Annotated in this window: 16 protein-coding genes, 1 tRNA gene and 7 pseudogenes; 8 read left to right on the forward strand and 16 right to left on the reverse strand. The window is 68.1% G+C overall.

The features are described from left to right. Window positions 1-63: 63 nt before the first annotated feature. The 4 genes and pseudogenes from OGH68_RS11005 to OGH68_RS11020 form a co-directional block, all read left to right on the forward strand. Window positions 64-162: pseudogene (locus tag OGH68_RS11005) on the forward strand (VOC family protein); the annotation flags it as partial. 138 nt (window positions 163-300) lie between these two features. Beyond that, entirely contained in the window at window positions 301-1,044 is a 744-nt protein-coding gene (locus OGH68_RS11010; RefSeq protein ID WP_413471087.1) for a transposase family protein, read from the forward strand. Window positions 1,045-1,051: 7 nt separating this feature from the next. Beyond that, window positions 1,052-1,375 (forward strand): annotated as a pseudogene (locus OGH68_RS11015) (VOC family protein); the annotation flags it as partial. A gap of 331 nt (window positions 1,376-1,706) precedes the next feature. After that, a complete protein-coding gene (locus tag OGH68_RS11020; protein WP_319020193.1) occupies window positions 1,707-2,630 on the forward strand; it encodes a histone deacetylase in 924 nt (307 codons plus the stop codon). A gap of 200 nt (window positions 2,631-2,830) precedes the next feature. Here the strand turns inward: OGH68_RS11020 and OGH68_RS11025 are convergent, their stop codons facing one another. From OGH68_RS11025 to OGH68_RS11035, 3 genes and pseudogenes are all read right to left on the reverse strand, one after another. Next, entirely contained in the window at window positions 2,831-4,282 is a 1,452-nt protein-coding gene (locus tag OGH68_RS11025; RefSeq protein WP_264243200.1) for an MFS transporter, read from the reverse strand. 125 nt (window positions 4,283-4,407) lie between these two features. Continuing rightward, a complete protein-coding gene (locus OGH68_RS11030; protein ID WP_264243201.1) occupies window positions 4,408-4,914 on the reverse strand; it encodes a nuclear transport factor 2 family protein in 507 nt (168 codons plus the stop codon). Between the two features lie 391 nt (window positions 4,915-5,305). Continuing rightward, window positions 5,306-5,746, reverse strand: a pseudogene (locus tag OGH68_RS11035) (LLM class flavin-dependent oxidoreductase). A gap of 342 nt (window positions 5,747-6,088) precedes the next feature. On the opposite strand from OGH68_RS11035, the gene OGH68_RS11040 reads away from it, so the two are divergent. Both OGH68_RS11040 and OGH68_RS11045 read left to right on the forward strand, forming a co-directional pair. After that, complete coding sequence (locus OGH68_RS11040; protein WP_264243202.1) at window positions 6,089-6,496, forward strand: nuclear transport factor 2 family protein; 408 nt, start codon at window positions 6,089-6,091, stop codon at window positions 6,494-6,496. 113 nt (window positions 6,497-6,609) lie between these two features. Continuing rightward, the gene (locus OGH68_RS11045) at window positions 6,610-7,110 is read left to right on the forward strand and encodes a MarR family winged helix-turn-helix transcriptional regulator (RefSeq protein ID WP_264243203.1); all 501 of its coding nucleotides are present in this window, start codon (window positions 6,610-6,612) and stop codon (window positions 7,108-7,110) included. Between the two features lie 436 nt (window positions 7,111-7,546). Here OGH68_RS11045 and OGH68_RS11050 read toward each other — a convergent pair whose 3' ends face one another. Then, window positions 7,547-7,684 (reverse strand): hypothetical protein, encoded by a 138-nt coding sequence (locus tag OGH68_RS11050; protein ID WP_264243204.1) that lies wholly within the window; start codon window positions 7,682-7,684, stop codon window positions 7,547-7,549. A 248-nt stretch (window positions 7,685-7,932) separates the two neighbouring features. Then, complete coding sequence (locus OGH68_RS11055; RefSeq protein WP_264243205.1) at window positions 7,933-8,577, reverse strand: isochorismatase family protein; 645 nt, start codon at window positions 8,575-8,577, stop codon at window positions 7,933-7,935. A gap of 186 nt (window positions 8,578-8,763) precedes the next feature. On the opposite strand from OGH68_RS11055, the gene OGH68_RS36390 reads away from it, so the two are divergent. Continuing rightward, on the forward strand, window positions 8,764-9,333 hold the full coding sequence (locus OGH68_RS36390) for a VIT1/CCC1 transporter family protein (RefSeq protein WP_413470965.1): 570 nt from the start codon (window positions 8,764-8,766) through the stop codon (window positions 9,331-9,333). A 58-nt stretch (window positions 9,334-9,391) separates the two neighbouring features. Here OGH68_RS36390 and OGH68_RS11060 read toward each other — a convergent pair whose 3' ends face one another. From OGH68_RS11060 to OGH68_RS11100, 10 genes and pseudogenes are all read right to left on the reverse strand, one after another. Beyond that, entirely contained in the window at window positions 9,392-11,278 is a 1,887-nt protein-coding gene (locus OGH68_RS11060; protein WP_264250013.1) for an AMP-dependent synthetase/ligase, read from the reverse strand. A 361-nt stretch (window positions 11,279-11,639) separates the two neighbouring features. Continuing rightward, a pseudogene (locus OGH68_RS36395) lies at window positions 11,640-11,897 on the reverse strand (zinc-binding dehydrogenase); the annotation flags it as partial. A 355-nt stretch (window positions 11,898-12,252) separates the two neighbouring features. After that, on the reverse strand, window positions 12,253-12,816 hold the full coding sequence (locus OGH68_RS11065) for an SUKH-4 family immunity protein (RefSeq protein WP_264243206.1): 564 nt from the start codon (window positions 12,814-12,816) through the stop codon (window positions 12,253-12,255). Window position 12,817: 1 nt separating this feature from the next. Continuing rightward, a complete protein-coding gene (locus OGH68_RS11070; protein WP_264243207.1) occupies window positions 12,818-13,768 on the reverse strand; it encodes a hypothetical protein in 951 nt (316 codons plus the stop codon). 125 nt (window positions 13,769-13,893) lie between these two features. Next, complete coding sequence (locus OGH68_RS11075) at window positions 13,894-14,637, reverse strand: hypothetical protein (RefSeq protein ID WP_264243208.1); 744 nt, start codon at window positions 14,635-14,637, stop codon at window positions 13,894-13,896. Window positions 14,638-14,981: 344 nt separating this feature from the next. Next, complete coding sequence (locus OGH68_RS11080; RefSeq protein WP_264243209.1) at window positions 14,982-15,389, reverse strand: hypothetical protein; 408 nt, start codon at window positions 15,387-15,389, stop codon at window positions 14,982-14,984. Between the two features lie 155 nt (window positions 15,390-15,544). Further along, on the reverse strand, window positions 15,545-15,904 hold the full coding sequence (locus tag OGH68_RS36400; protein ID WP_413471103.1) for a nucleic acid/nucleotide deaminase domain-containing protein: 360 nt from the start codon (window positions 15,902-15,904) through the stop codon (window positions 15,545-15,547). 48 nt (window positions 15,905-15,952) lie between these two features. Then, window positions 15,953-16,478, reverse strand: a pseudogene (locus OGH68_RS36405) (SUKH-4 family immunity protein); the annotation flags it as partial. Between the two features lie 64 nt (window positions 16,479-16,542). Then, window positions 16,543-17,597, reverse strand: a pseudogene (locus OGH68_RS36410) (hypothetical protein). 140 nt (window positions 17,598-17,737) lie between these two features. Beyond that, window positions 17,738-17,811: transfer RNA gene (locus OGH68_RS11100), tRNA-Gly, on the reverse strand. 217 nt (window positions 17,812-18,028) lie between these two features. On the opposite strand from OGH68_RS11100, the pseudogene OGH68_RS11105 reads away from it, so the two are divergent. After that, window positions 18,029-18,621, forward strand: a pseudogene (locus OGH68_RS11105) (transposase). A gap of 1,203 nt (window positions 18,622-19,824) precedes the next feature. Here OGH68_RS11105 and OGH68_RS11110 read toward each other — a convergent pair. Next, complete coding sequence (locus tag OGH68_RS11110; RefSeq protein WP_413470966.1) at window positions 19,825-21,228, reverse strand: IS1380 family transposase; 1,404 nt, start codon at window positions 21,226-21,228, stop codon at window positions 19,825-19,827. Window positions 21,229-21,269: the final 41 nt, after the last annotated feature.

Consider the following 21,269-nt stretch of genomic DNA (forward strand, 5'->3'; position numbering starts at 1 on the left):
CCGGCGAGCAAGCCCCGGGCATTTACGCTGCGGGAACCGGTCCCCGAACAAAAGGATCAGAACATGCCATCTCGCCTCAACCCCTACATCAGCTTCGACGGCAATGCCCGGGAGGCCATGGAGTTCTACAAGAGCGTCCTCGGCGGCAGCCTGCGACTGAACGCTTCTCATCCTGTGGTTCGCGGGTGATGACGGCTGGCGGTCGGGGGCCGTAACGCGGCAGGGCTCCTGGTCGTTTCGGCTGGTGATCTCACTCGCCAACGTCTCGACACAGGAGCCCTGTTGGTCCCGCATCGTGCCATGCTCGACGTCCCGCACGAGGTCGTGGAGCACGTTTCCTGGCTCATCTACGCCCGAAGGTGTGAGCTGAACTCCCGCTGGCGCAGGCTGGGCTGCTTCCGGCAGGCCCTGCTTGTCCTGGTGCACCTGCGCAAGAACGAGACTCTGGCCCAGGTCGCAGCGGGGTTCGGCGTCTCCACCGCGACCGCCGGCCGCTACGTGAGCGAAACGGTCGACATCCTCGCCGAGCGCGCCCCGAGCCTGCACGAGGCCCTGCGCGAGTTGCCGCCGGAGGGGTTCGTCATCCTCGACGGCACCCTGATCGCCACCGACCGCATCGCGGCGGACGAGCCGTACTACTCGATGAAGCACCGCCGTCACGGGATGAACGTGCAGGTCGTGGCCGCGCCGGACGGGACACCGCTGTGGTTCTCGCGAGCGTTGCCCGGCCGCACGCACGACCTGACCGCAGCCCGCGCACACGGTGTGATCCAAGCCTGTCTGTCCCGTCAGCTCCTCGTCCTTGCCGACCGGGCCTACCGCGGAGCCGGAGCCACCGTCCGCACCCCCTACTACGGCCGAGACCTTCCCGAGAAGTACGCCCAGTTCAACCGGGACCACGCCCGGCTGCGGGCGCCGGGCGAACGTGCCTTTGCGCGCCTCAAGCAATGGCGGATCCTCCGCAAAGCCCGCTGCAGCACCAACCGCATCGGCCGCACGGTCGCCGCCGTTCACGCCATCGAGATCGCCTGGAGCTCAGGATGAGAAGCGTTCACTGAACACCTTCGGCGAATTCGGCGGGCAGGAGCCCGGCGAGGCGGACAAGATCATGCACAGCATGCTCGAGACCGACCGCGGCTTCACCCTGATGGGAGCCGACACCCCGCCCGGCATGGAGTACAAGCCCGGCAACAACTTCGCCGTCAGCCTCAGCGGCGAGGACGCCGCCGAGCTCCGCGGCTACTGGGAGAAGCTCTCGGCCGACGGCACGGTGGACGTCCCGCTGGAGAAGCAGATGTGGGGCGACACGTTCGGCATGTGCGTGGACCGGTTCGGTGTCTCCTGGATGGTCAACATCAGCGAGACCCAGCCCTGAGCCGGCCGCCCGTCGGCCGGGACCGCCCCGCGCACGCCCGGCCGGCGGCCTCCTTCACGACTCGGTCACCCCGCCCGGCGGCATTCACACGAATGCGCCACGATTTCCGACCCGGCCATTCGGGAGAACCGATTGGCGAATTTCCCGCCCACCGCCCAGGAGACCTGTCACCGGCGTCGCCGACCACGCCTTCCGTCCCGGCGACACGGCCGCCCGCCCCGCCGCCTCGCCCCGGTGGGCGCGACGACCTCCCTGTCTCCTTGTCCCGCACGGCCTGCGATTTCCGTGGGCCGCCCGCCCCGGCGTGCTCTCGAGAGCCGGGCCGTGCGGCATGCCCCGCCCCGACCACGAACGCCGCCCGCTGACCGGCCGCCGGCTCCTGCGCCGTCTTCCGGGCCGCCCCGCGACGGCGGCCCTCGGCGGGACGGTCCCGCGGTCCCTCCCGCGGTGGTACTCATGGGTGTACGCCCCGGCCATGCCGCCGCGCCCCTCGCCGTCGCTTGCCCCCACCGTCCCCGACCGTCCCTCCCCGTCCCCGAACGAACGCAGCGGAGCCGTCCCCGTGGCCACCGTCCACCGCCTCACCCACCCACCGCCCGGGCACCTGCTCCCCCCGGACCGGATCTGGTACGCGTCGTACGGCTCGAACATGGACGCCGCCCGCCTGCGGTACTACCTGCGCGGCGGCAGACCGCCCGGCGCCGCGCGGACCTACCCCGGCTGCCGCGACCGGCGCCCGCCGCTGCGCTCGGAGGCGATCGAGTTCCCGGGCCGTTTGTACTTCGCCACCGAGTCGCCCGTCTGGCGCGGCGGCCGGGCCTTCTACGACTGGGCCGCCGACGGCAGCGTCTGGGGACGGGCCCACCTCATCACTGCCGGGCAGTTCTCCGACATCGCCACCCAGGAGATGTACGAAGCCCCGGGAGCGGACCTCGACTTCACCGAGGTACTCGCCGACGGCAGGTCGGTGCTCGGCCCGGGCCGCTACGAGACCCTGGTGCTCCTCGGACATCTCGACGACGTGCCGGTGCTCACGTTCACCGCGCCGTGGCATCTGACGGAGGTGCCCTTGACCAGGCCTTCGGGCCCGTACCTGCTGTATCTGGCCCGAGGACTGCTCACGGACGGAGTCCGGGACGCCGCCGCCGTGGCGCTCTATCTCTCGCGCTGCCCCGGTGCCGCCGACGCCTGGTCGCTCGACGAGCTCGCCGGCTTGATCGCGGAGCTCGGACCGGGCCCCGCACGGAGTAGCTGATCGCACCGCCTGTCCGCCGCATCGGCCTCGTTGAGCAGCCGGCCGAGGTCGGCGTCCTGGGCGGCACACCCGGCGGCACGCCGGCCGCCCCAGCTCGCCGAGCAACTCCTCGACGCGCGGCAGCCCGTCGGCCGGTGAGCCTGCCGAGCCGGCGCAGCCCCCGTACGAGAGGCGGGACCCAGCCGGTTCGGCCAGTGCTTTCACCGGCGGGCGGCGGCTCGAGGCAGGAGCAGGACCACCACGACACCGACCGCCGCGAACAGGGAGCCGAGCACGAACACGACAGTGAAGGCGCGCCCGCCCGGCAGTGCCGAGCCGGTAACCGAGTGGGCGCTGAGGATCGCGATGGCGACCTGGGTCCCGATGACACCGCCGACCGTACGGACGACGGTGTTGAGGCCGTTGGCGGTGGCTACTGCATGTCCAGGGGCGAAGCGGACCACGAGCGACGGCAGTGCCGCAAAGCTGAGGGCGGCGCCCGTTCCCAACAGCAGGGAGTCGGCGAGCACCTGCACCGGCGTAGCGTGCCAGAGTGCCAGCGCCAGGCTGCCCGCAAGCACCAGTGACAGCCCTCCGAGCAAGGGGGCGCGGTGGCCGAGTGTCCGCTCGAGCGCCGGTACGAGCGGCGCCACCAGAACCTGCAGCAGCGCCGAGGGGAGCATGAGAAGGCCGGCGCCGGTCACGGTGAAGCCGAATCCCTGTGCGGCGCCTTCCGGCCCGTTCGTCGGCAGTTGGGCGAGCGTCGGCACAAGGAGGAAGAAGATCAGGGCCGCGGCGTAGAAGAGCGCCGCGGCGCAGTGGGTCAGCAGCATCGGCCGGTCGAGGAAGACGCGCGGTTCGAGCAGCGGGTGCGGCGTGCGCTTCTCGGCCACCGCCAGGGCGGTCAGGAACGCGGCAGCGGTGATGAAGAGGCCGAGCACGGGGGCGGACAGCCACCCCGCCTGTGAGCCCTGGGTGATCGCGATGAGCAGGGCCACCAGGCCGAGCGAGAGCAGGATGGTGCCCAGTGCGTCCTGGGGTTCGTACCGGCGCCCCGTGTCGCTGGGAATCCACCGGGCCACCAGCAGAAAGGCCACCGCGATGACGCCGGCGAGTACGGCGAACATCCACCTCCATGACGCGTGGTCCACCAGGAGGCCGCCGACGACGAAGCCCAGGCCGGTCCCCGCGCCGATCATCGAGGACACGATCCCGAGGCCATGGCCGATCCGCCGCGGGGGAAGCAGGGCGCTGACGAGGCCGAAGGACAGGGGAAGCGCGGCCGCACCGGCCCCCTGCGCCGCGCGCGCCAGCAGCAGGACGGGGAAGCTCCAGGCGAGGGCGGCCAGCACGGTCCCTGCTCCGAAGACCGCGAGGGAGGCGAGCAGGACGCGGCGCTTGCCGCGCCGGTCCCCGAGGCGGGCGAGCACGGGCGTCAGTACGGCGCCGGACAGCAGATAGAGGGTGAATATCCACGCGGCCCAGTCGCCGCTCACCTGGAAGTGACGCTTGAAGGTCGGCAGGGCCGGAGCGACCAGGGTCTGCAGCAGCCCGTAGGCCAGCACCGCGACCGAGAGAGCGGCGACCACACAGCCGGCGGGCGGGCCGTTGTCCGGGTGGCGGCCCGCGGGCGAGACGGTGGACAGTGCGGTGATTCGGTCTTCCTGGGGCATGACGACCTCTGGTGGGGACGCGCGACCGGCAGAACCGTCACCGCGCCGAGGAGAGCGCGGCGCGGTGACGGCATACGGCTCCGCGAGAGGGAGGGGTTGCAGAGCTGCCTGAATGACGGGCCGAGTTACTGGCTCTCTGAGGCGAGTTCGTCCAGTGTCTGCACGCGCTGGACGATCTCCCACTTGCCGTCCGCCTTGCGGAGCTTGTCGGTGTAGGTGCCGGTGGCGTAGACGGCATGCTCCTTCTCGGTCTCCGCGACCCAGTACCAGGAACGGGCGGTGGCGGTGGCGCCGTTGACCTCGATCACGGCGGGCCCGGTCATGTGCCGCTTGCCCTTGGTGAAGCCCTTCTCGGCCAGGTCGACGAACATGGCCTTGATCTCGTCCCGGCCGTCGGCGGAGCCGAACGGGCTCCGGTAACGGCCGTCCTCGGTGTACAGGTTCGCGTAGCTGTCGGCGTCCCTGAGATCGATGTACATCTGGTGACGGTCGATCACCTCACGGATCGCGAAGCGGTCGTTGGGGCGGTCGCTCTGGGTGGCGGTGGCGTGCCCGCCCGTGAATACAGCGGCGGCCACGACACCGGTCAGGACGGCTGTGACAGGGGCGGCGATTCTCCGGACGGCCTTCATGTCGACTCCTAAACATTGGTCATTTCTTTGACAGTCACAACTTTGACTAGCTTGATAGTATTCCCCTCCGGGGAGAGACGTCCAGCACCCAAGGAGCCGAAGGCGTCGGTCAGGGCGAAGCTGCGGGACGGGCGCCCCGTTCACGAGCGACGCGCTCTCGGCGGCGGGTACCACCTCTTCGGCGAACAGCGACAGCTGACGGTCGACGGGGCCCGTGGGCAAGAACACGAAGGTGTCCATGCCGCCGTCGATGACGAGGCCGGTCAGCTCCTCCACCCACCGCTCGACCGGCCCGACGAGAAAGCCCTGCCCGGGACCGTCGGCGATCAGACCGTTGACGTTGTACAGGCGCCGGATGTCCTGCGGCCGCCGGGCCGCCGCCTCGGCGGCGTCATCGATGCGTGCGTGAGCCTCCGGCAGCCGAAGCGGCGGGAGAAACGGCGACGAGGGAACCCAGCCGTCCGGTCAGTTCGAGCGAGCGCGGCCCGAGGGCACCGAGCCAGATACCCATGTCATGGGCGGGCAGCGGACCGGGGTGTGCACCCCGCAGCGAGTAGAACCGGCCGTCCCACCGCACCGATCGCCGCTCGCTCCAGAGCAGCCGGATGACCGCGATCGCCTCCTCGAGCGCGCTCACCGCCTCGCCCGCCGTACGCCGCTCACCGCCGTACGCCTCGACCGCCTCTCAGGCGCCGCCCGCACCGAGCCCCAGATCGAACCGGCCGCCGCTGATGACGTCGAGGGTCGCGGCCGATTTGGCGATCAGTGGAGGGTGCCGCAGAGGCAGGTTGTATACGTCGGGGAAGAAGCGGATCCGCTCCGTGCGGGCCACCGGAGCACTCAGCAACGTCCATGTGTCCAGGAACTCCCCTGATAGGGATGGTCCTGGATGCCCACCAGGTCAAGTCCCAGCCGCTCGGCCAGCAGGACCGACTCCAATACCTCACCGTACCGCCCGGGCTCGGTGGAGTACCCGAACTCCAGCCGCCTGCCGCAATCCGCCACTACGCCTCCATTTCCGGCACCGGACCGACCGGCACCTCGGTGTACACACTCCGACCCTGGTGGCGGAATACGCGCCATCGCCGCACAGTGATCCAAGGACCGCACAGACACCCGGGAAACATAAAGTCAGTAATCTTGACTATCGACCATGAGACGAAAGTGCTGCGCCATGGACACGACCGACGACATCATCCAGATCACCGAAGTGCTCAACCGCCACCAGGTCTACATCGACCTGCGGGAGGCCGACGGCTATGCCGACCTCTACGCCGAGGACGGCCACTACGAGAGTCCCTTCACATCGGCGACGGGGCGCGCGCAGATCAGGCAGATGTTCATCGACCTGCGCGACCAGGGGTTCACGGCCGGCAAGCGCCATATGACGGGCCCGGTCGTGATCGATGTCAACGGCACCCTCGCGACCGCCCGGTCCTGGTACTGGGTCGCCGAGACCGAGCAGACACCCGCCGTCTACGCCACCGGCACCTACACTGACCGGCTTCAGAAGATCGACGGCAAATGGAAGATCACTCACCGCGTACAGACGCTGGATCCGGGTGCGACCCGCAACCAGTGACGCCGTGGGGCCCGTACCGGACAGGCCTCATGGCAGCACAGCCCTGACCACGTCACCGCGCCCACTATTATGACGAAAGGTGACAGTCAGTAATCTGGACGAGGAGAGTGTTCGTGCGTCGCAGCGAACGGAAGCAAAGAGATCCGGACCTCGGAACCCTCTCCACGCGGTTGCTCTTCTCGATTCAGAAGGAGCTCTTCGACACGTTGGCGGAGCAGGGACACCCCGAACTCCGGCCCCAGCACGGCGCCGTGCTGGGCTTCCTCGACGAGGAAGGCAGCCGCGCAACCGACTTGTCACGCCAGTCGGGCACCCACAAGCAGGTCATCGGCAACCTGATCGACGAGCTGGAGAAACTGCAGTACGTCGAGCGCCGGCCCGACCCGAGCGACCGGCGAGCCAAGCTGATCGTCCCCACCAGCCGGGGCCGGGACCAGATGGAGAAGTCGGACGCGATCATGGCCGACATCGAGCAGCGGCACGCCGAGGCGATCGGCGCGCGGAAGTACGCGACCTTCAAGGGCGCCTTCCGGGAGATCGCCGCCCAGCAGCTGGCGCAGTTCGACGAGGCCGCGGCCAGCAGGCGGGAGCCACAGAAGGGCACTGGCCACTGATCCCGGCCACAGCGACTTAGGCCATGAGTTCGGCAGTCGCGATCCCTGCCGTATACGGCTTCGGTCGAGCCCTGGGTCCGGCCCCCGGCACCCCCATACCCCGGCACGGCGGGGTATGGGAACGGAGGCGGCTTCCGCATGACGGCGACTGTCGCCGGCTTCGGCATGACGACTCCTTCTGGTACTCCGGGGGCGGCCGACCCAGCCTATTAGTAAGATTCTTGACCGTCAAGATTCGGAACATACCTGCTGGTCCAACGACCCCTCGAGCCCGTCTCCGTACAGGGACGGGAAGACTGCCTCCACGGCATCGAGATCGCGCCCGAAACGGACCAAGGGGACTTGTGGGCCCAGCCGCTCGTTCGGCCTCGTCCCGCAGGTGGCGGTGAATGCCGAGGGATCGATGACGGCACCCCGGCGGTGCCGGACGGCGTCGTCACCGGCGGCAACGGGGAACCACTTGCCGCACCGCGTCGACGTTGCGCCGCGCCTGGGCGACCCACGTCCGGGTGCCGCGCACTTCCTCGTTGCCCACGGTGCGCAGGGTGGGCACGGTGACGTCCCACAAGGCCATGACTGCGACTGCTCCTGAGCCGGGGGGGGGAGCGCCCTGGGTGAGGGTTGGGGCCGGGGGTGGGGGGGGGGGGGGGGGGGGGGCGGGGGGGGGGGGGGGGGGGGGGGGGGGGGGGGGGGGGGGGCGCGCGGGGGGGGGGGGGGGGGGGGGGGGGGGGGGGCGGGGGGGGCCGCCCCCGACACCCGGAGAGCTCTCGCGGTGCGGTCACGGGGTGGTGCTCCGCGGAAGCGGCTCGGCGGCTGGGCGGGTCAGCCGTTCTTTGCGTAAGCGGTGGACAGCTGACCGACCAGCGTCGCGAACGGCATGTCCAGGGCCGAGTAGACCTCGTAGCCCTTGGGGTGGGAGTTGTCGGCGAGGATCTCGACCATCGTGGTGGCGTAGTCGGTGACGATGACGCCTGCCTGCTGCATCCGCAGAAGCCCCGCCGTGCGCTTGGTCTCGCTGAAGGTGCCGGAGGCATCAATGGCCGCGTACGCGTCATAGCCGGCGGCCGTGGCGGAGATCGCCGGGAAGGCGAGGCAGACCTCGATGGAGACACCCGCGATGATGAGCTTCTTGCGGCCGGTGGCCTCCACGGCCCGGCGCACGCGGTCGTCGTCCCAGGCGTTGACCGTGCTGCGGTCGATCACCTCGAGGCCTGCGGGGAGCACCTCGGCGAGCTCCGGTACGAGCGGGCCCCACATGCCGTCCGCCATGGTGGTGGTCACCACGGTGGGGATTTCGAGCACCTGAGCGGCCTTCGCCAGGGCGGACACGTTGTGCTTCAGCGTGGCGACTTCGATGTCACGCACTCCGGTGAACAGGCCGATCTGGTGGTCGACCAGCAGCAGGGCGGCGTTCTCGCCGGTCAGCGGCGTGTGGAAGCGGCTGCTTCCGGGGAGGTTCTCACTCACGGGGTTTCTCCATGGTCAGGGGCGGTCAACCGCCCGGCAGCTTCGTCAGGAACTTGATAGTCAAGAACACTGACTAGATGCAGCCTATTCCTGTCTCGGTCGGACGGACAAGATCACGCCGTAGGAGACCTCCAGCGCCGACGCCGCTCGGCAGCCGGCGGACGCTGCTGGGTACCATCCGGCGCGGTGCAACCGTCGGCGGGGCCAGGGCGGCACCCGAGCCGCGGTGCTCGGCGGAACGATGGGCCGGCCATCCACCTGTGTCCGCTGCTCGGGCTCATGGGAGCGAGCGCGTCACCGAAGGCCGTCCGGTTCACCGGCCTCACCAGCCTGGTCGCCGGTGCGTTCTCCATGGCGGCCGGGAGTGGGCAGTGGCGTGCCGGGGGCGATACGGGAGCCTGCGGCGCGGGCTCGAACACCCGGCTGGGTCCGTCGCTTTCGTCTCGCCGACGTCGAACGCCTGAGGGCTCAGGGGTCCGACCAACGTCAGCAAGACGTCGAGGACGGCAAGGGGTACGCAGCGATGTCCGTCAGGACACCGAGGAACGTGTGCCGCGCAGCGCGCAAGGAGCAACGTGGTACAGCAGATCTCGGCGGGCCCCCGCCATCGACAGCTGTGCGGTGCCGCGGGTGCTGTTGGTCCTCCGCGTCGCCTGGCCGGGGCAACTCTCCGGCTGTGCAGGCCTGCCGGCCATGGCCGCCGCTGCCTACCGGACGACCGCCTTGGTGTCCGGCGAGCCGAATACCCTCCTCTGACAGGTGAGCCCAATGCCCGGCACGGCTGTGGGAAGGTGCCGTACCGGGCAGATGGAGATCAGGCCTCGCGGGAACCCTCGTACATTCCCTCGATGACCTCGGCGTACTCGCGCTCCACGACAGGCCGCTTGACCTTGAGGCTCGGGGTGAGTTCACCGTGCTCGATGTCGAGGTCCCGCGACAGCACCGAGAACTTCTTGATTGTCTGCCACCGTTGCAGGTCGCCGTTGACCCGCTGGACGAAGCCGTCGATCAGTTCGTGGACCTGCGGCGAGGAGACGACCTCGGCGTAGCTGCGGCCGCCGAGGTCGTGAGACGCCGCCCAGGGCATGATCACGGTCTCGTCCAGGGTGATCAGGGCGGTGCAGAAGTTACGGCCGTTGCCGATGACGAGGATGTTGCTGACGAACGGGCAGATGGCCTTGAAGCGGCCTTCGATCTCGGTGGGCGCCACGTACTTGCCGCCGGAGGTCTTGAACACGTCCTTCTTGCGGTCGGTGATCCGGACGAAGCCGTCCTTGTTCATCTCGCCGATGTCGCCGGTGTGGAACCAGCCGTCGCTCTCCAGTACCTCCGCGGTCTTGTCGGGGAGGTTGTGGTAGCCGCGCATGACGCCGGGGCCTCTCAAGAGGATCTCTCCGTCCTCGGCGATGCGGACCTCGGTGCCGGGGAGTGGTTTGCCGACCGTGCCGACCCGGTAGTCGTCGGCGGGGTTGACGATGCAGCCGGCGCTGGTCTCGGTCAGGCCGTAGCCCTCGATGACGTGCACGCCGGCGCCGGAGAAGAAGTAGCCGATGTCGGGGGCGAGGGCGGCGCTGCCGGAAACGCTGGCGCGCAGATTGCCTCCGAAGGCTGCGCGGATCTTGCCGTACACCAGCCTGTCTGCGACGGCGTGCTGCACGAGGAGCGGCAGGGGCACCTGACGTCTTCCGGTTGCCGCCATGCTCTCCTGCCCGGCCCTTGCGTAGTCGCGGGCGACCTTCGCCGCCCAGAGGAAGATCTTGTATTTCGCGCCACCCTCGGCTCTCGCTCTGCCCGCGATGCCGTTGTAGACCTTCTCGAAGATCCGCGGCGCGGACGCCATCAGCGTGGGCCGGACGGCGGGCAGGTTGGTGATGATGCGGTCGACCCGTCCATCCACCGCCATGACATGGCCGGTCTTGATCTGACCGGAGATCAGGGCCTTGCCGAAGACGTGGGACAGCGGCAGCCACAGAAACTGGACATCGTCGGAGCGCAGCAAACCTCCGGCCTCCTGCGCCACGGCCTGGTACGACCAGCAGTCGTGCACCAGGCGCACGCCCTTGGGTCGGCCGGTCGTGCCGGAGGTGTAGATCAGGGTGGCGAGTTGCTCCCGCTCGATTGTCCGGACCGTGTCCTCGATCGCGTCCGGGTGCTCTTCCAGATACGCCGTCCCCTGTTTCTCAAGCTCAGCAAGGGAGAGTACCTCCAGCCCCGTCGCCTGAGGAAGGTCCGCCTGAGGGTCGAAGAGGATCGCGTGGCGGAGCTCGGGCAGACGTTCGGCGTGGGCGACGACCTTGGCCAGTTGGGCGGCGTTCTCGACGAAGATCGCCCGGCTGCCGGAGTCGGAGAGTATGTACACCGTCTCATCGGCATTGGTACTGGGGTAGACGGCGGTGGCGGCGGCGCCCGCGCACATCGCGCCGAGGTCGGCCAGGATCCACTCCACCCTCGTGGAGGAGGAGATCGCCACCCGCTCCTCAGGCCGCACACCGAGGGCGAGCAGGCCGGCCGCGATCGCCTTGACGCGCTCGGCGGTCTGCGCCCATGTCAGCGAGCGCCACTGCTCAATGCCAGAAGCGCCGTCGTCGGCCGGCGCGGGGTAGCGGTAGGCCTCCCGGTCGGGGGTGGCCCCGACTCTTGAGAGAAAGAGGTGCGCCACGGAAACCGGGCGGCTTTCAAGAAGGGACTGCGCGGAACTCACATCAACCTCCGGGCCCGGTGCGCCCATCAACGAATTGTTAACTGGCAGGTAACTTGCAAGCAAGCTCAGACTAGAGGCAAGCCCGCCGACGCGTAAGGGAGGAACGTGCTGAACAAATCCGCCCAATCGATCTCTCGGCACACCAAACGGAGGCTCCCCGCCAGGGCCCCGGCCTCGGCGGCGATGCGGGTGGTACTCGGGTGGCAGTCAAGTCCCGGGCGATGACACCATCCGGCGACAGCTGGCCCGGCATCGACAGATCGGTCCTCCGGATACACACCCCCGGCCGCCCTTCGTACGCCTTGAGAACCCGCTCCCGGCGCGTCGGCGACCACTGTCCAACTCGTGCGGGACATCTCCGTCACAGGGCGGGCCCGAGTCTGCCGCGTACCTTGCCGGTCTTGCTGGTCCGGTGCGCTTCGGCCGCCTTGTGCAGGGGCAGGACGTCCTGGACTTCCACAGGACGACCCCGGCGTCGATGAGCGTGCTGATGCGGTGAGCGCCTCGCCGCCCGGAGTGACGATCACGCGCCTCCCCTTGATTCCCGGCACACGGTGCGCCTCGTCGACGGGTTCCGGCAGGGTGATGAGGACCCGCCCGGTCGCAGCAGAGGCCACGATTCCACGAGGGAGAAGGTCCCGACGAGGGACTCGTTGACGGAGCGCAGGAATGAGCTGCGCCCTCCCGCGTCGATGCCCGAGGCGAGGACGGCCTCCATGTCCGCCACCCCGGTGGAGAGGGACTCCGCTCCTCCTCGTAGCGAGGTGAGGGGCCGGGAGGGTGAAAGTGAGTCCAGAGAAACTTGCGCGCTTGATAAAATGCTTCCCCTGCCGGCGTCGGAGGGCGGCCGAAACGGGCATAAAGGAAGAAGAAAAGCTTTCCGCAAAACGCACCGATAGACGGATAAGGACTCTACATTCCGTCTGCGAGCTCGACGAGGCGGCGGTCCGACCCACAGTTGCGGGGATTTTGTCTCACCACATTCCGTGTTCCAGTTCCTCCAGTGACAGATTCCACTGTGAGTCCTCGTCGACGAAAGGAGTTGGGTCGAAGGCGCCGACCACTCGCTTGAAACGCGCTGACAGTTCCTCCGGGTCAACATCGTTGTCGTGATCGACCTCGAGTTTGCGGAACTCGATGAGCGCGTACACCAGGGATTCGGCATCTCGGTGGAGTTCGATGTAGCCGGCGGATCCTTCCGGGAAGGCGTACACCTTTCCGGACTTCGGGTCGATGGCCACCAGGGAGGTGAACAAGTAACCGAGCATCCACCATGACCGACTCTCCGCCGGGCAGGGCATGCCGTAGTGATCGAAACGGCTTCCGAGGCTGATCGCGTCCAGATCGGCGGGGTAGGGATCCTCAACGTCTTCCCGGGAGGTGAACACCTCGGAATGGGGAAGCCCTACAGAGCTCAAGAAGTTCGCCGAACGCGGTTCGAACTCAACAGTCCCGCTCTGCGGGAAGTACACGACGTTGTCCAGACCGTAGGCCTGCGTCAACTGGACTGGAGATACAGAGAAGTTCACGTTCAACATCCTAGAGCAGATAGGTTCGGACGTCGTCATCGTCGGTGTCGACCTTGCACTTATCAATTTCCTCCTTCTGGTGTTTGTCTCCGGCTTTATGATCCTTCTTGCTCTTGTCGATCTTGCCGCCGTGACCTTCAAGGGTCTTGACCATTTCGTCGGCCTTCTTGTCGACCGCGTCCTCAGCCTTGTCCATGACGGCAGCGAGTTTGTAGAACCGACTGTCCTTCTTCACGGACGACTTGCGCTGGAGGCCACCACCCTTGAAGGAACCTTTCTTCTTGTCGAAGTTGGTAGCCGTCTTGCGGTAGTCACCCGCAGCGCGTTCAAACTCGTCGAACTCGATGACCAGGTCCTGCGCCATGTGCGCGCTTCCCGAGGCCATGACGTCGTATGTGCTGCCCCCGCCGAGGTGATCGGAGAACAGCTTCTCGATCTCGGCGAGAACCTTCGCCTCGATCTTGTCGGTGACGATCGAGGTGATCTGATCGATGGCGTAGTCGATGGCTTCCTGGATGATTATTCGTGCCGCGCCGATGGCTGCTGCCGACAGCAGACCGCTGAGGCCGGCGGTGAAGAACATGCCGACGACTCCGGCGGTGGCGGTGGCGGCGGTGGCGGTCAGCTTGGTGATGATGGCGACTTTGCAGGTGAGGATGAGACCGGCGCACTCGTCGAGCGCGTCGGCCAAGTCGTCACACCTCTTGGCGAACGTGGCCAGGTCTCTGGTGGTCAGCTTGCCCCAGCGGCGGTCGATGGCCGTGACGGTCGCGCCCTTGCTCTTCCCCGCGACGATGTGTGAGCAGGCACTATTGCCCTCTTTCACCGCGTCGCGGATGCCTTCGGCCAGGTTCCGATAGTCCGTGGCCGAGGACTTGACCTCGTCCTCGTCGATCTGCGGCCAGTCGATGCCGACCAAGTCCAGGACTTCGACCAGGTCGTCGGGCAGCTGCTTCCCCATGCGTTACTCCCGTTGATGCCCGAACTGACCTACTCTCCAACCTTGGTGATGGGCCGTCAACTTCGTAAATGTGAGGCGGCTGTGAAACCGATCAGATCTGGCCCTCGCCTCCGCGTGAGGCCGAGTCAGGGGGCGATCTCTTGGGGCGTGACGCAGGTCAGAGCCTCGCCCATCCCGATCAGGACACGGCCATCTGCGGTGAGAGCGACCGAGCGGACGGGCGGACCGGGGCGGAAGGTCCGCTGCGCTCCTGTGTCACCGTGGATCCAGTCCACCGCACCGTCTGCCCAAGCCACCGCGACAATCGGCCCGTTCACTGTGACCGCGGCTCCGAGGGACACCACGGGGCAGCGTCGCTTGACCACAGGCTCGGGCATCGGGGAGTGCCCGGGGGCCCAGGCGCGCACCGTCCCGTCCGCTCCGCCGCTGTAGAGGACAGGCACCGCCTCACCGCCCTCACGCGACAGGCCCAGCCCGGCGACAGCGGTCACCGTCCCTTTGTGTAGGACAGCATCTGCCGTCATGTGCCCGTACACCGCCACCCTGCCCGCAGCATCACCCAGCACCACCGATCCAGCGACCGGACCCGAGACGGTTGCGAGAGCGGTGGCAGTGCGGCGCTTCAAGGCTGCGAGGAGGCGCTCCACGTCAGTCGGTCCCTGATCGAGCAGGCTCTCGATGCCGGACGTCGCCGGTCGAGCAGCCCACGTCATATCCGCGTGGAGGTGGCCGCCTTGGTCGAGAAGCAACAGCGTGCCGTCCTGCATCACGGACAGCGCCCTGGGCGGCCCGGCCTGTGTGGAGAGACGCCCCTGGGGCGTCGCATTGCTGACGCTCACGACCCGCACTGCGTCCTGCTGGCCGGCCACGAGCAGGCTGCCGGCCAGTGGTCCTGCTCCTGCGGCCAGCACGTGGCCCGGGCCGGGCCAGGGGGCGTCACATCCCCGCGAACACGACTCCATTCATGACGCCATGGCGCCTCCGACGCCAGATCGGCCAGTGCCGGGGCAATGCGTGGGTCGGCGCTGTCCCCCAGAACGGCCGAGAGTATCAGCGCCCGTGACGCAGGTGACTGCTCTTGGCACAGTGCCTGTCCCGCCTACAACCACGCGGAGCGCAAGCCACCATGGTCCCGATCGTCCCGCTCATAGCCGAGAGTGACCAGCCACGGATCTGCTTCGCACACAGCGAGCGGGTCGGACAGATCCACCCACTAATCCGCGAAACGGGGCGCCGCTGCCAGGACAGGTTCAGGTGTGGATGCCAGCCACTGCTCGTATCGCTGCTGGTCTCTCCACTGATCGTGGTCCAGATCCAGTTCCGCACACTCAACGCGGCCGAGGACCTGATGAGCAGGACTCGCCGTACGGGACTCCACGATCAGCCGAAGATGCGGCAGCCGAACCAAGTCAAGCACCAGGTCAACGACGGATCCCGAGTGAACGTCCGGCAGGACAATCACCGTCCGGCGGGCATTGCTCCCCAGCGCCTCGATCAGCTCGTCCGCAGAACGCGCCACCACCCCGAGCTGGTCCGCCAAAGACCACACGTTGCCATGCAGACTCTGTCCCGCGAACGGAACGACGGCGTGAACAGCACGCTCCACGGGATTGCCACCCATCGTCCCGTGGTGAACCAACCACGCAAGCAGAGCAGACTTCCCGCACCCCGACGCCCCGATAACCAGGCATAGACCAGGCGCATGCAAATCGGCCAGCCAGCCCAACAAAGCGGCAGCCGCAGGCTCACGGCCCGCAGCGGGTCGATCCCACCGCATCAGCCGCGCCTCGCCTGCTCCGCGGCATGCGTAATCAGACCCTCAAGCCCTTCTTCACGGGACTCCGCACTCTCTCCGTAGCCGAAGCTATGAGTGAACTCCGCCTGAGGAAACGCGGCCTGCATCCACACCGCACAGTAGTGCCCCGGCATGACACAAGGCTCAAGCTCGCAGTAAACACGCCTTACCTGGCTCGCCTCCACGCCGTCAGCGGACAGTCGCCGCCAGATGATCTCCTCGGGATGCAGCTGCCCAGGCCCCGTCGCTTCAGTCACCACCTGCTTGGCACCAGATGCATCCACATACTCAAACGCGGCCGAGAACGGAAAGTCCAGCGTGTGCCGAATATCGTCGAGCACCCGCGGCCACCACGACTCCAGCTCCTCAAAGGCCGCTGCGTCGATGCGCCGCAGCTCCGCATTCAAGTCGCGGAAAACGGCGGCGGCCTCCGCCAAACTGGTGGACGACGCAACGCTGGGCTGGGCACGGTCCAGGGCAAGCAGTGATGCATTGAGTGCCGAGATGTCCGTGTTGACGAACATGTCATCCGCCACGTGCCCCAGTACCACGGCCTGGACAGCGCCATCAGGGCGCAAGACCGTCGAAGCCGATGCGCGGCCACGACGCCATGGCATCCGGCACACGGACATTCGACGACCTTGCTGCGACAACGACCAGGGGCACCGGGTCGTCGGCGGCAGGGGCCTGAAAGTAGGGCGGAACCACGCGTGGCACGCCGACCTCTGTGAGCAGTCCCCGAGCTACTGCCGGCAGGCGGGCTCCCATGAGGCTGCCCCCATCCAGCCGACGAAGTCCCTCGCGGCCGAAGTGCTGCACCAACTTGTCAGAGTGTTCTGAGGTGGGGGAAGACATGACTACCTCGCTGGAAAGAGTGCCTATACCGCCACGACCATAGCCAACATGGCCGGCCATGACTTACTGATCGTTTCAGAATGACGATGTTGCTGAAGGGAACGAGGGCGGTTCTGCGTATCAGTTACGGGAGGCTGAGTGCTTCAGCCCAGACGCTGCCGCCGTCGGCCCAGGTCCACAGCCATTGCCGCAGTGACGCGGTCGCGTGGCGCAGGCCGTCATGGGGGTCCTCGCCCCAGCTCGGCACCCAGCCGTCCGCGTCATAGAGCAGGACGGGGTTGTCGACTGCGAGTAGCGAGAGATGCCACTGCATCGAGCAGCCGCCCGACGTCAGGTACAGCCATGATGCGGGCAGCCCCGCCGCACGGTCGCGTTCGTGCTCGATGACCGAACAGGGCCAGTCGATCAGGTCCCCCGGCGCGCGCCGACCGTCGGGGAGCGAGGCCAGACCGCCATCGGGCCCGAAGCCGCCGTCGCCGACCTCGGTGTGGATGCGCCGAAGGAGTGCCGGCAGCGGGCGCCCGAGCACCCAGTTGGGCCGGTCCTGGACCTGCTCGGTGATCCGTTCCTTGCCGTCCTCGGTCAGCTCGTCGAAGCTCGGCGGCGGCCAGTCGAACGCGGCGTCGATGCTCGCGAACTGCGCCTGATAGTCCACCGCGTAGAACGGGGGGACATCACGACGGGGGCCTCGGGCGGGACCTGGTCGAGGTAGTCCCGGACGTCGCCGGCGAAGAACGAGCCGAGGCGGGTCTCCAGGGCCTTGAGCTTCGTGGCCGTCTTCTCGTGCATCCTCGGCCACTGGTCGCGGGTGGCGGCCGTCATCCGCCGGTAGTCCACGCCTTCCTTGCCGACGTACTGAAGGAAGCGGGTGCCGAGCATGAGCGTGGCCAGCAGGTCGGAGCGGTCTTCGAGGTACGGGGCCAGCCAGCCCAGTTCCTCTTCGTGGTCCTCGCGCAGGGTGAACGGCAGCGGGTCACCGGCCAGATACCAGCCCAGGGCGCACGAGTACGCCTGGATGTCGTTGCCGTGGACCGGCCGGGAGTTCCCGCACCGCGAGTGCAGTACCCGCTCGATGGTGAAGTTCCCGGAGCAGCCGACGTAGATGTCGGTCTCGGGCCAGGCGCCGGCGTGCTCGTAGATGATCGACCGGAGGGGCGCGGGAATCGAGCCGTGGAACATGGGCCGCTCCTGTGACGGTTCCCGCTGAAACGGGCGGCGATGGTAGCCGACCCGACCAGGTCACCTCTGGGCATCGGCGCAGGCCAGGGCGGTACGGCAAAAAGCCCCCGAGCGGCCGGGGCCGATCGGGGGCTTCGAGGTGGAGCGCCAGCCTGGATTTGAACCAAGACCTCCCACCCGGAAGGTGGGTGTGCTGCTGTTGCACTACCGGCGCATCGGTCGACTGCGCCGCCGCTCAGGACAGCCGACCACGGAGCGGGATGATACAGGCACCCTGAGTGCCCTCCCCGACGTTGGAGATGCCACCTGATCCGATCACAGGCGGGGTGTGGGCGGGCCTGTGGCCGCCTCGTTGCTGCCTCTTGGGGGGTGGGGAGCTGGGGGCCGTCAACGACTTAGAGGTCATCTCATTTGGCTGGCTCGGTCGGCTGTTGGTCGTGGTGGGGATCGTTGAGCGGCTGGTGCCGGATGAGTTGTGGGAGCTGTTTCAGCGGGTGGTGCCGGAGGCTCCCTCGCGGCCTCAGGGTGGCGGCCGGCGTCGGCATGGTGACCGGGAGGTGCTGGCCGCGATCGTGTTCGTGGCCATGTCAGGCTGCGCATGGCAGCAGTTGCCGTCCGCGTCGTTCGGACCCTCGGGGGCGACGGCCCATCGGCGCTTTTCCGAGTGGACGAAAGCCAGAGTGTGGGGCAAGCTCCACCGTCTGGTCCTCCACGAGCTTGGATCCCGCGGCGAGTTGGACTGGTCCCGCTGCGCGATCGACTCGGTGAACATGCGGGCCCTGAAAAAGGGGACCTGACGGGCTGTCGATCGGGGCAAGTACGGCTCGAAGATCCACTTGATCACCGAGCGGACCGGTCTGCCCCTGTCTGTCGAAATCCGCCACCGCTGGACCATCGAACGCACCATGGCCTGGCTCGCCGGCTGCCGACGCCGCCACCGACGCTACGAACGCAAAGCCGAGCACTTCCTCGCCTTCACAGCATCGGCTGCACCCTCATCTGCTACCGCCGACTCGCCAAATGAGATGGCTTGTTAGTTTGTAGCACATGTAGCCCGTGCCTGGACCTCGTTGGCGGGTCCGGATGTCGCGTACCAGCCGTCCGGGTTGAGGGTGCCGTCAGGCGCCGGTGCACCACCTAGGGCCGGCCCGCTCTCGTCGATGTCTTGGTCCGCGACGGTGACGAAGCCTCCGCCAGTGGCAACGGGGTGGGTGGCCGGGCAAGAGGCGATAGAAGTCCCTGTTGCCTGATCACCATAGACGACGATGACAGACGAGAAACCTCCCTGGACACCCTGGGCACCCTGCGGACCCTGGGCACCCTGGGCACCCGTAGCACCCTGGACACCCTGCGGGCCCTGGGCACCCTGGGCACCCTGCGGACCCTGGGCACCCTGGGCACCCGTAGCACCCTGGACACCCTGCGGACCCTGGGCACCCGTAGCACCCTGGACACCATCGGCGCCCTGAGGTCCTGCCGGGCCCTCAGGGCCCTCGGGTCCTTCAGGTCCTTCAGGTCCTGCAGGACCCTCGGGTCCTGCAGGACCTTGCGGGCCCTGCGGACCCCTCTTGCCTCGGTCTCCCTTCGGCCCGCGGTGCTTGTCCTTGTCACGATCGCTGTCAGCGGTCGTGACGCCGTTGGGGCCGGGGAGGCCCAGCGTGTGCTCGGTACCAGACCTTTGGACCGCGTCCGCAAAAGCGGCCGTGGTCGGGACCACATTAAGCACAACAGCAATCGTGCCCGCTGAAACACAAGTGGCGGCTCTTACACGAGAGGTACGGATGGTTTTACGACTCACCAGAAGACCTTTCCTCACGGGGCTTGGAGCGAGCACATCGCATTACACCTGCACTGTGAGTGCGTGGACTCGCATGCGTGTCACGCCCCCCATAGGGACGGACAATGTGACTATCCGGGCCCGTTCAATTGATGACCACGAGGTGGCCCGTGTCGCGGTCGAAGATCACCCAAGCGGCGTGACGGCTGCGGCCCCGGCCCAGTCCCTATGGCGTGCCCCTTCCGATGGTCAGACGCCCAAGCGGTCAACCCGGATTGGCTGCCACCTCCTAGCCTCCCCCTTTCGCTTCGAGTGGTTGAGCTGGGGTGATGGCGGAGGACTGGTGCTGTCGGGCCCTGGTCGGTGAGTGGGCATGGCTTGGGCCCGACGCTCGGGCCGGGCTCTCCAACGGGTTCCTTGGTGGTGGGCGGGCAGGGACAGTGCAGCAGGTCAGGTGGCTGGTCGCGGTAGTGCCGTGAGGCGCGCGAAGGCGTTGATGAGTTCGTGCCGCCAGGGCCAGGCCGCGGCGATCCGCAGGCGAAGGCGGCGGCCGCCGCGAGTGATGCGGGCGGCTGCGTGCAGCAGCCGGTAGCGCAGCTTCTTCGGCTCGGCGGTGGCCAACTCTCCTTCCAGCAGCAGGGTCTGGGCCCAGGCGAGCAGGTCGGTGGCGGCCAGTGACAGCTCCAGCCACGCTTGGTTGAGGGTGAAGTGGCGGGAGGGAAAGCGGCCGAAGCCGGTGGTCTTTCCGCAGCGGATGCGGTCCTCGACGCGTGCGTGCGCTCGGTGGCGGACCTCCAGGTGTTGCAGCGAGCCTTCGCCGTAGGGGGTGTCGGTCAGGAAGACCTGGTGGCGCATGCCCTCGTCGAGGTCGAACACGGACAGTTGGGCGCCGGGGTGCGGGCGCTCGCGGCGGACGATGATCCGGGTGCCATCGGGGTAGCCGTCCAGGTCGACCATGCCGGTCAGCTCGGCGACCTCGGCGCCGGTGCGCAGGGTGCCGTCTTGCTCCAGCGCGGGGTGCCAGACCTCATCGGGCAGGGCGCGGATCGCGCGGCGGACCGGTTCGGTGACGGGATGTCCGACCGAGAAGGATGTGTGGACGCCTCGGGCGCGCAGGGCCCGCAGGTGGGCCAGGAACGCTTTGGCTCCTCCGGCGCTGTCGGTGCGGACGAGGATGGGGGTGCCGTGGCGGCGGTCGTCGGGGATCTGGGCGAGCGCCGCATCGAGGACGGTGATGTGGTCGGCGGCGGTGTTGGCGCCGGCGTTTCCTGGCCGCAGCAGTCCGGCCAGGGCTTCGCCGGTGTTGTCCAGGAAGCACAACAGCGGGTGGTAGCCGAAGCCCCGCTTGTAGGTGGCTGCGGCCTGCTCTTTCTCGGAGTGGCAGGTGACCAGGGTGGCATCCATATCAATGACCAGCCCGGGCAGGTCCCGCCCGCCGGCCTGGGCCGCGGGTATGCCGCTGTCTGTCTCGGCGGCCTGCAGCCAGGCGACCTCGCGCGCTGCAGCTCGGGCCGTGCGCAGCGCTGCCAGTGCCGTGTGGTCGATGCCGGCCAGGAGGCGCCAGGCGGTCGGGGTAGAGGCCACCGGGCCGAACACCTCGGCCTGGTCACGCAGTAGGGCCAAGTCGGCGATGGCTTCGCCGCCGTCCGCGAGCATCACCGCCACGTCTACCGCGATCCTGCCCGGGTTGTGTCCGGTGCCGCGTGGCCGCAGGCGGCGCAGCGCGTCGGTGAACGCGTCGGTCAGGCCGGTGGCGTCAGCGAGATCGGCCAGCAGACGGGAACCGGCATGGGCGACCACCCCGTGGCCGTCGGCCGAGACGACGAGCTTGGGGCGCGACCCGGTAGTGTGCACGCAGAAAGTGCCTTCCTGCTGGGATGACAGAGACCTTCGAC

The organism is Streptomyces peucetius (genome assembly GCF_025854275.1).
Lineage (GTDB): Bacteria > Actinomycetota > Actinomycetes > Streptomycetales > Streptomycetaceae > Streptomyces > Streptomyces peucetius_A.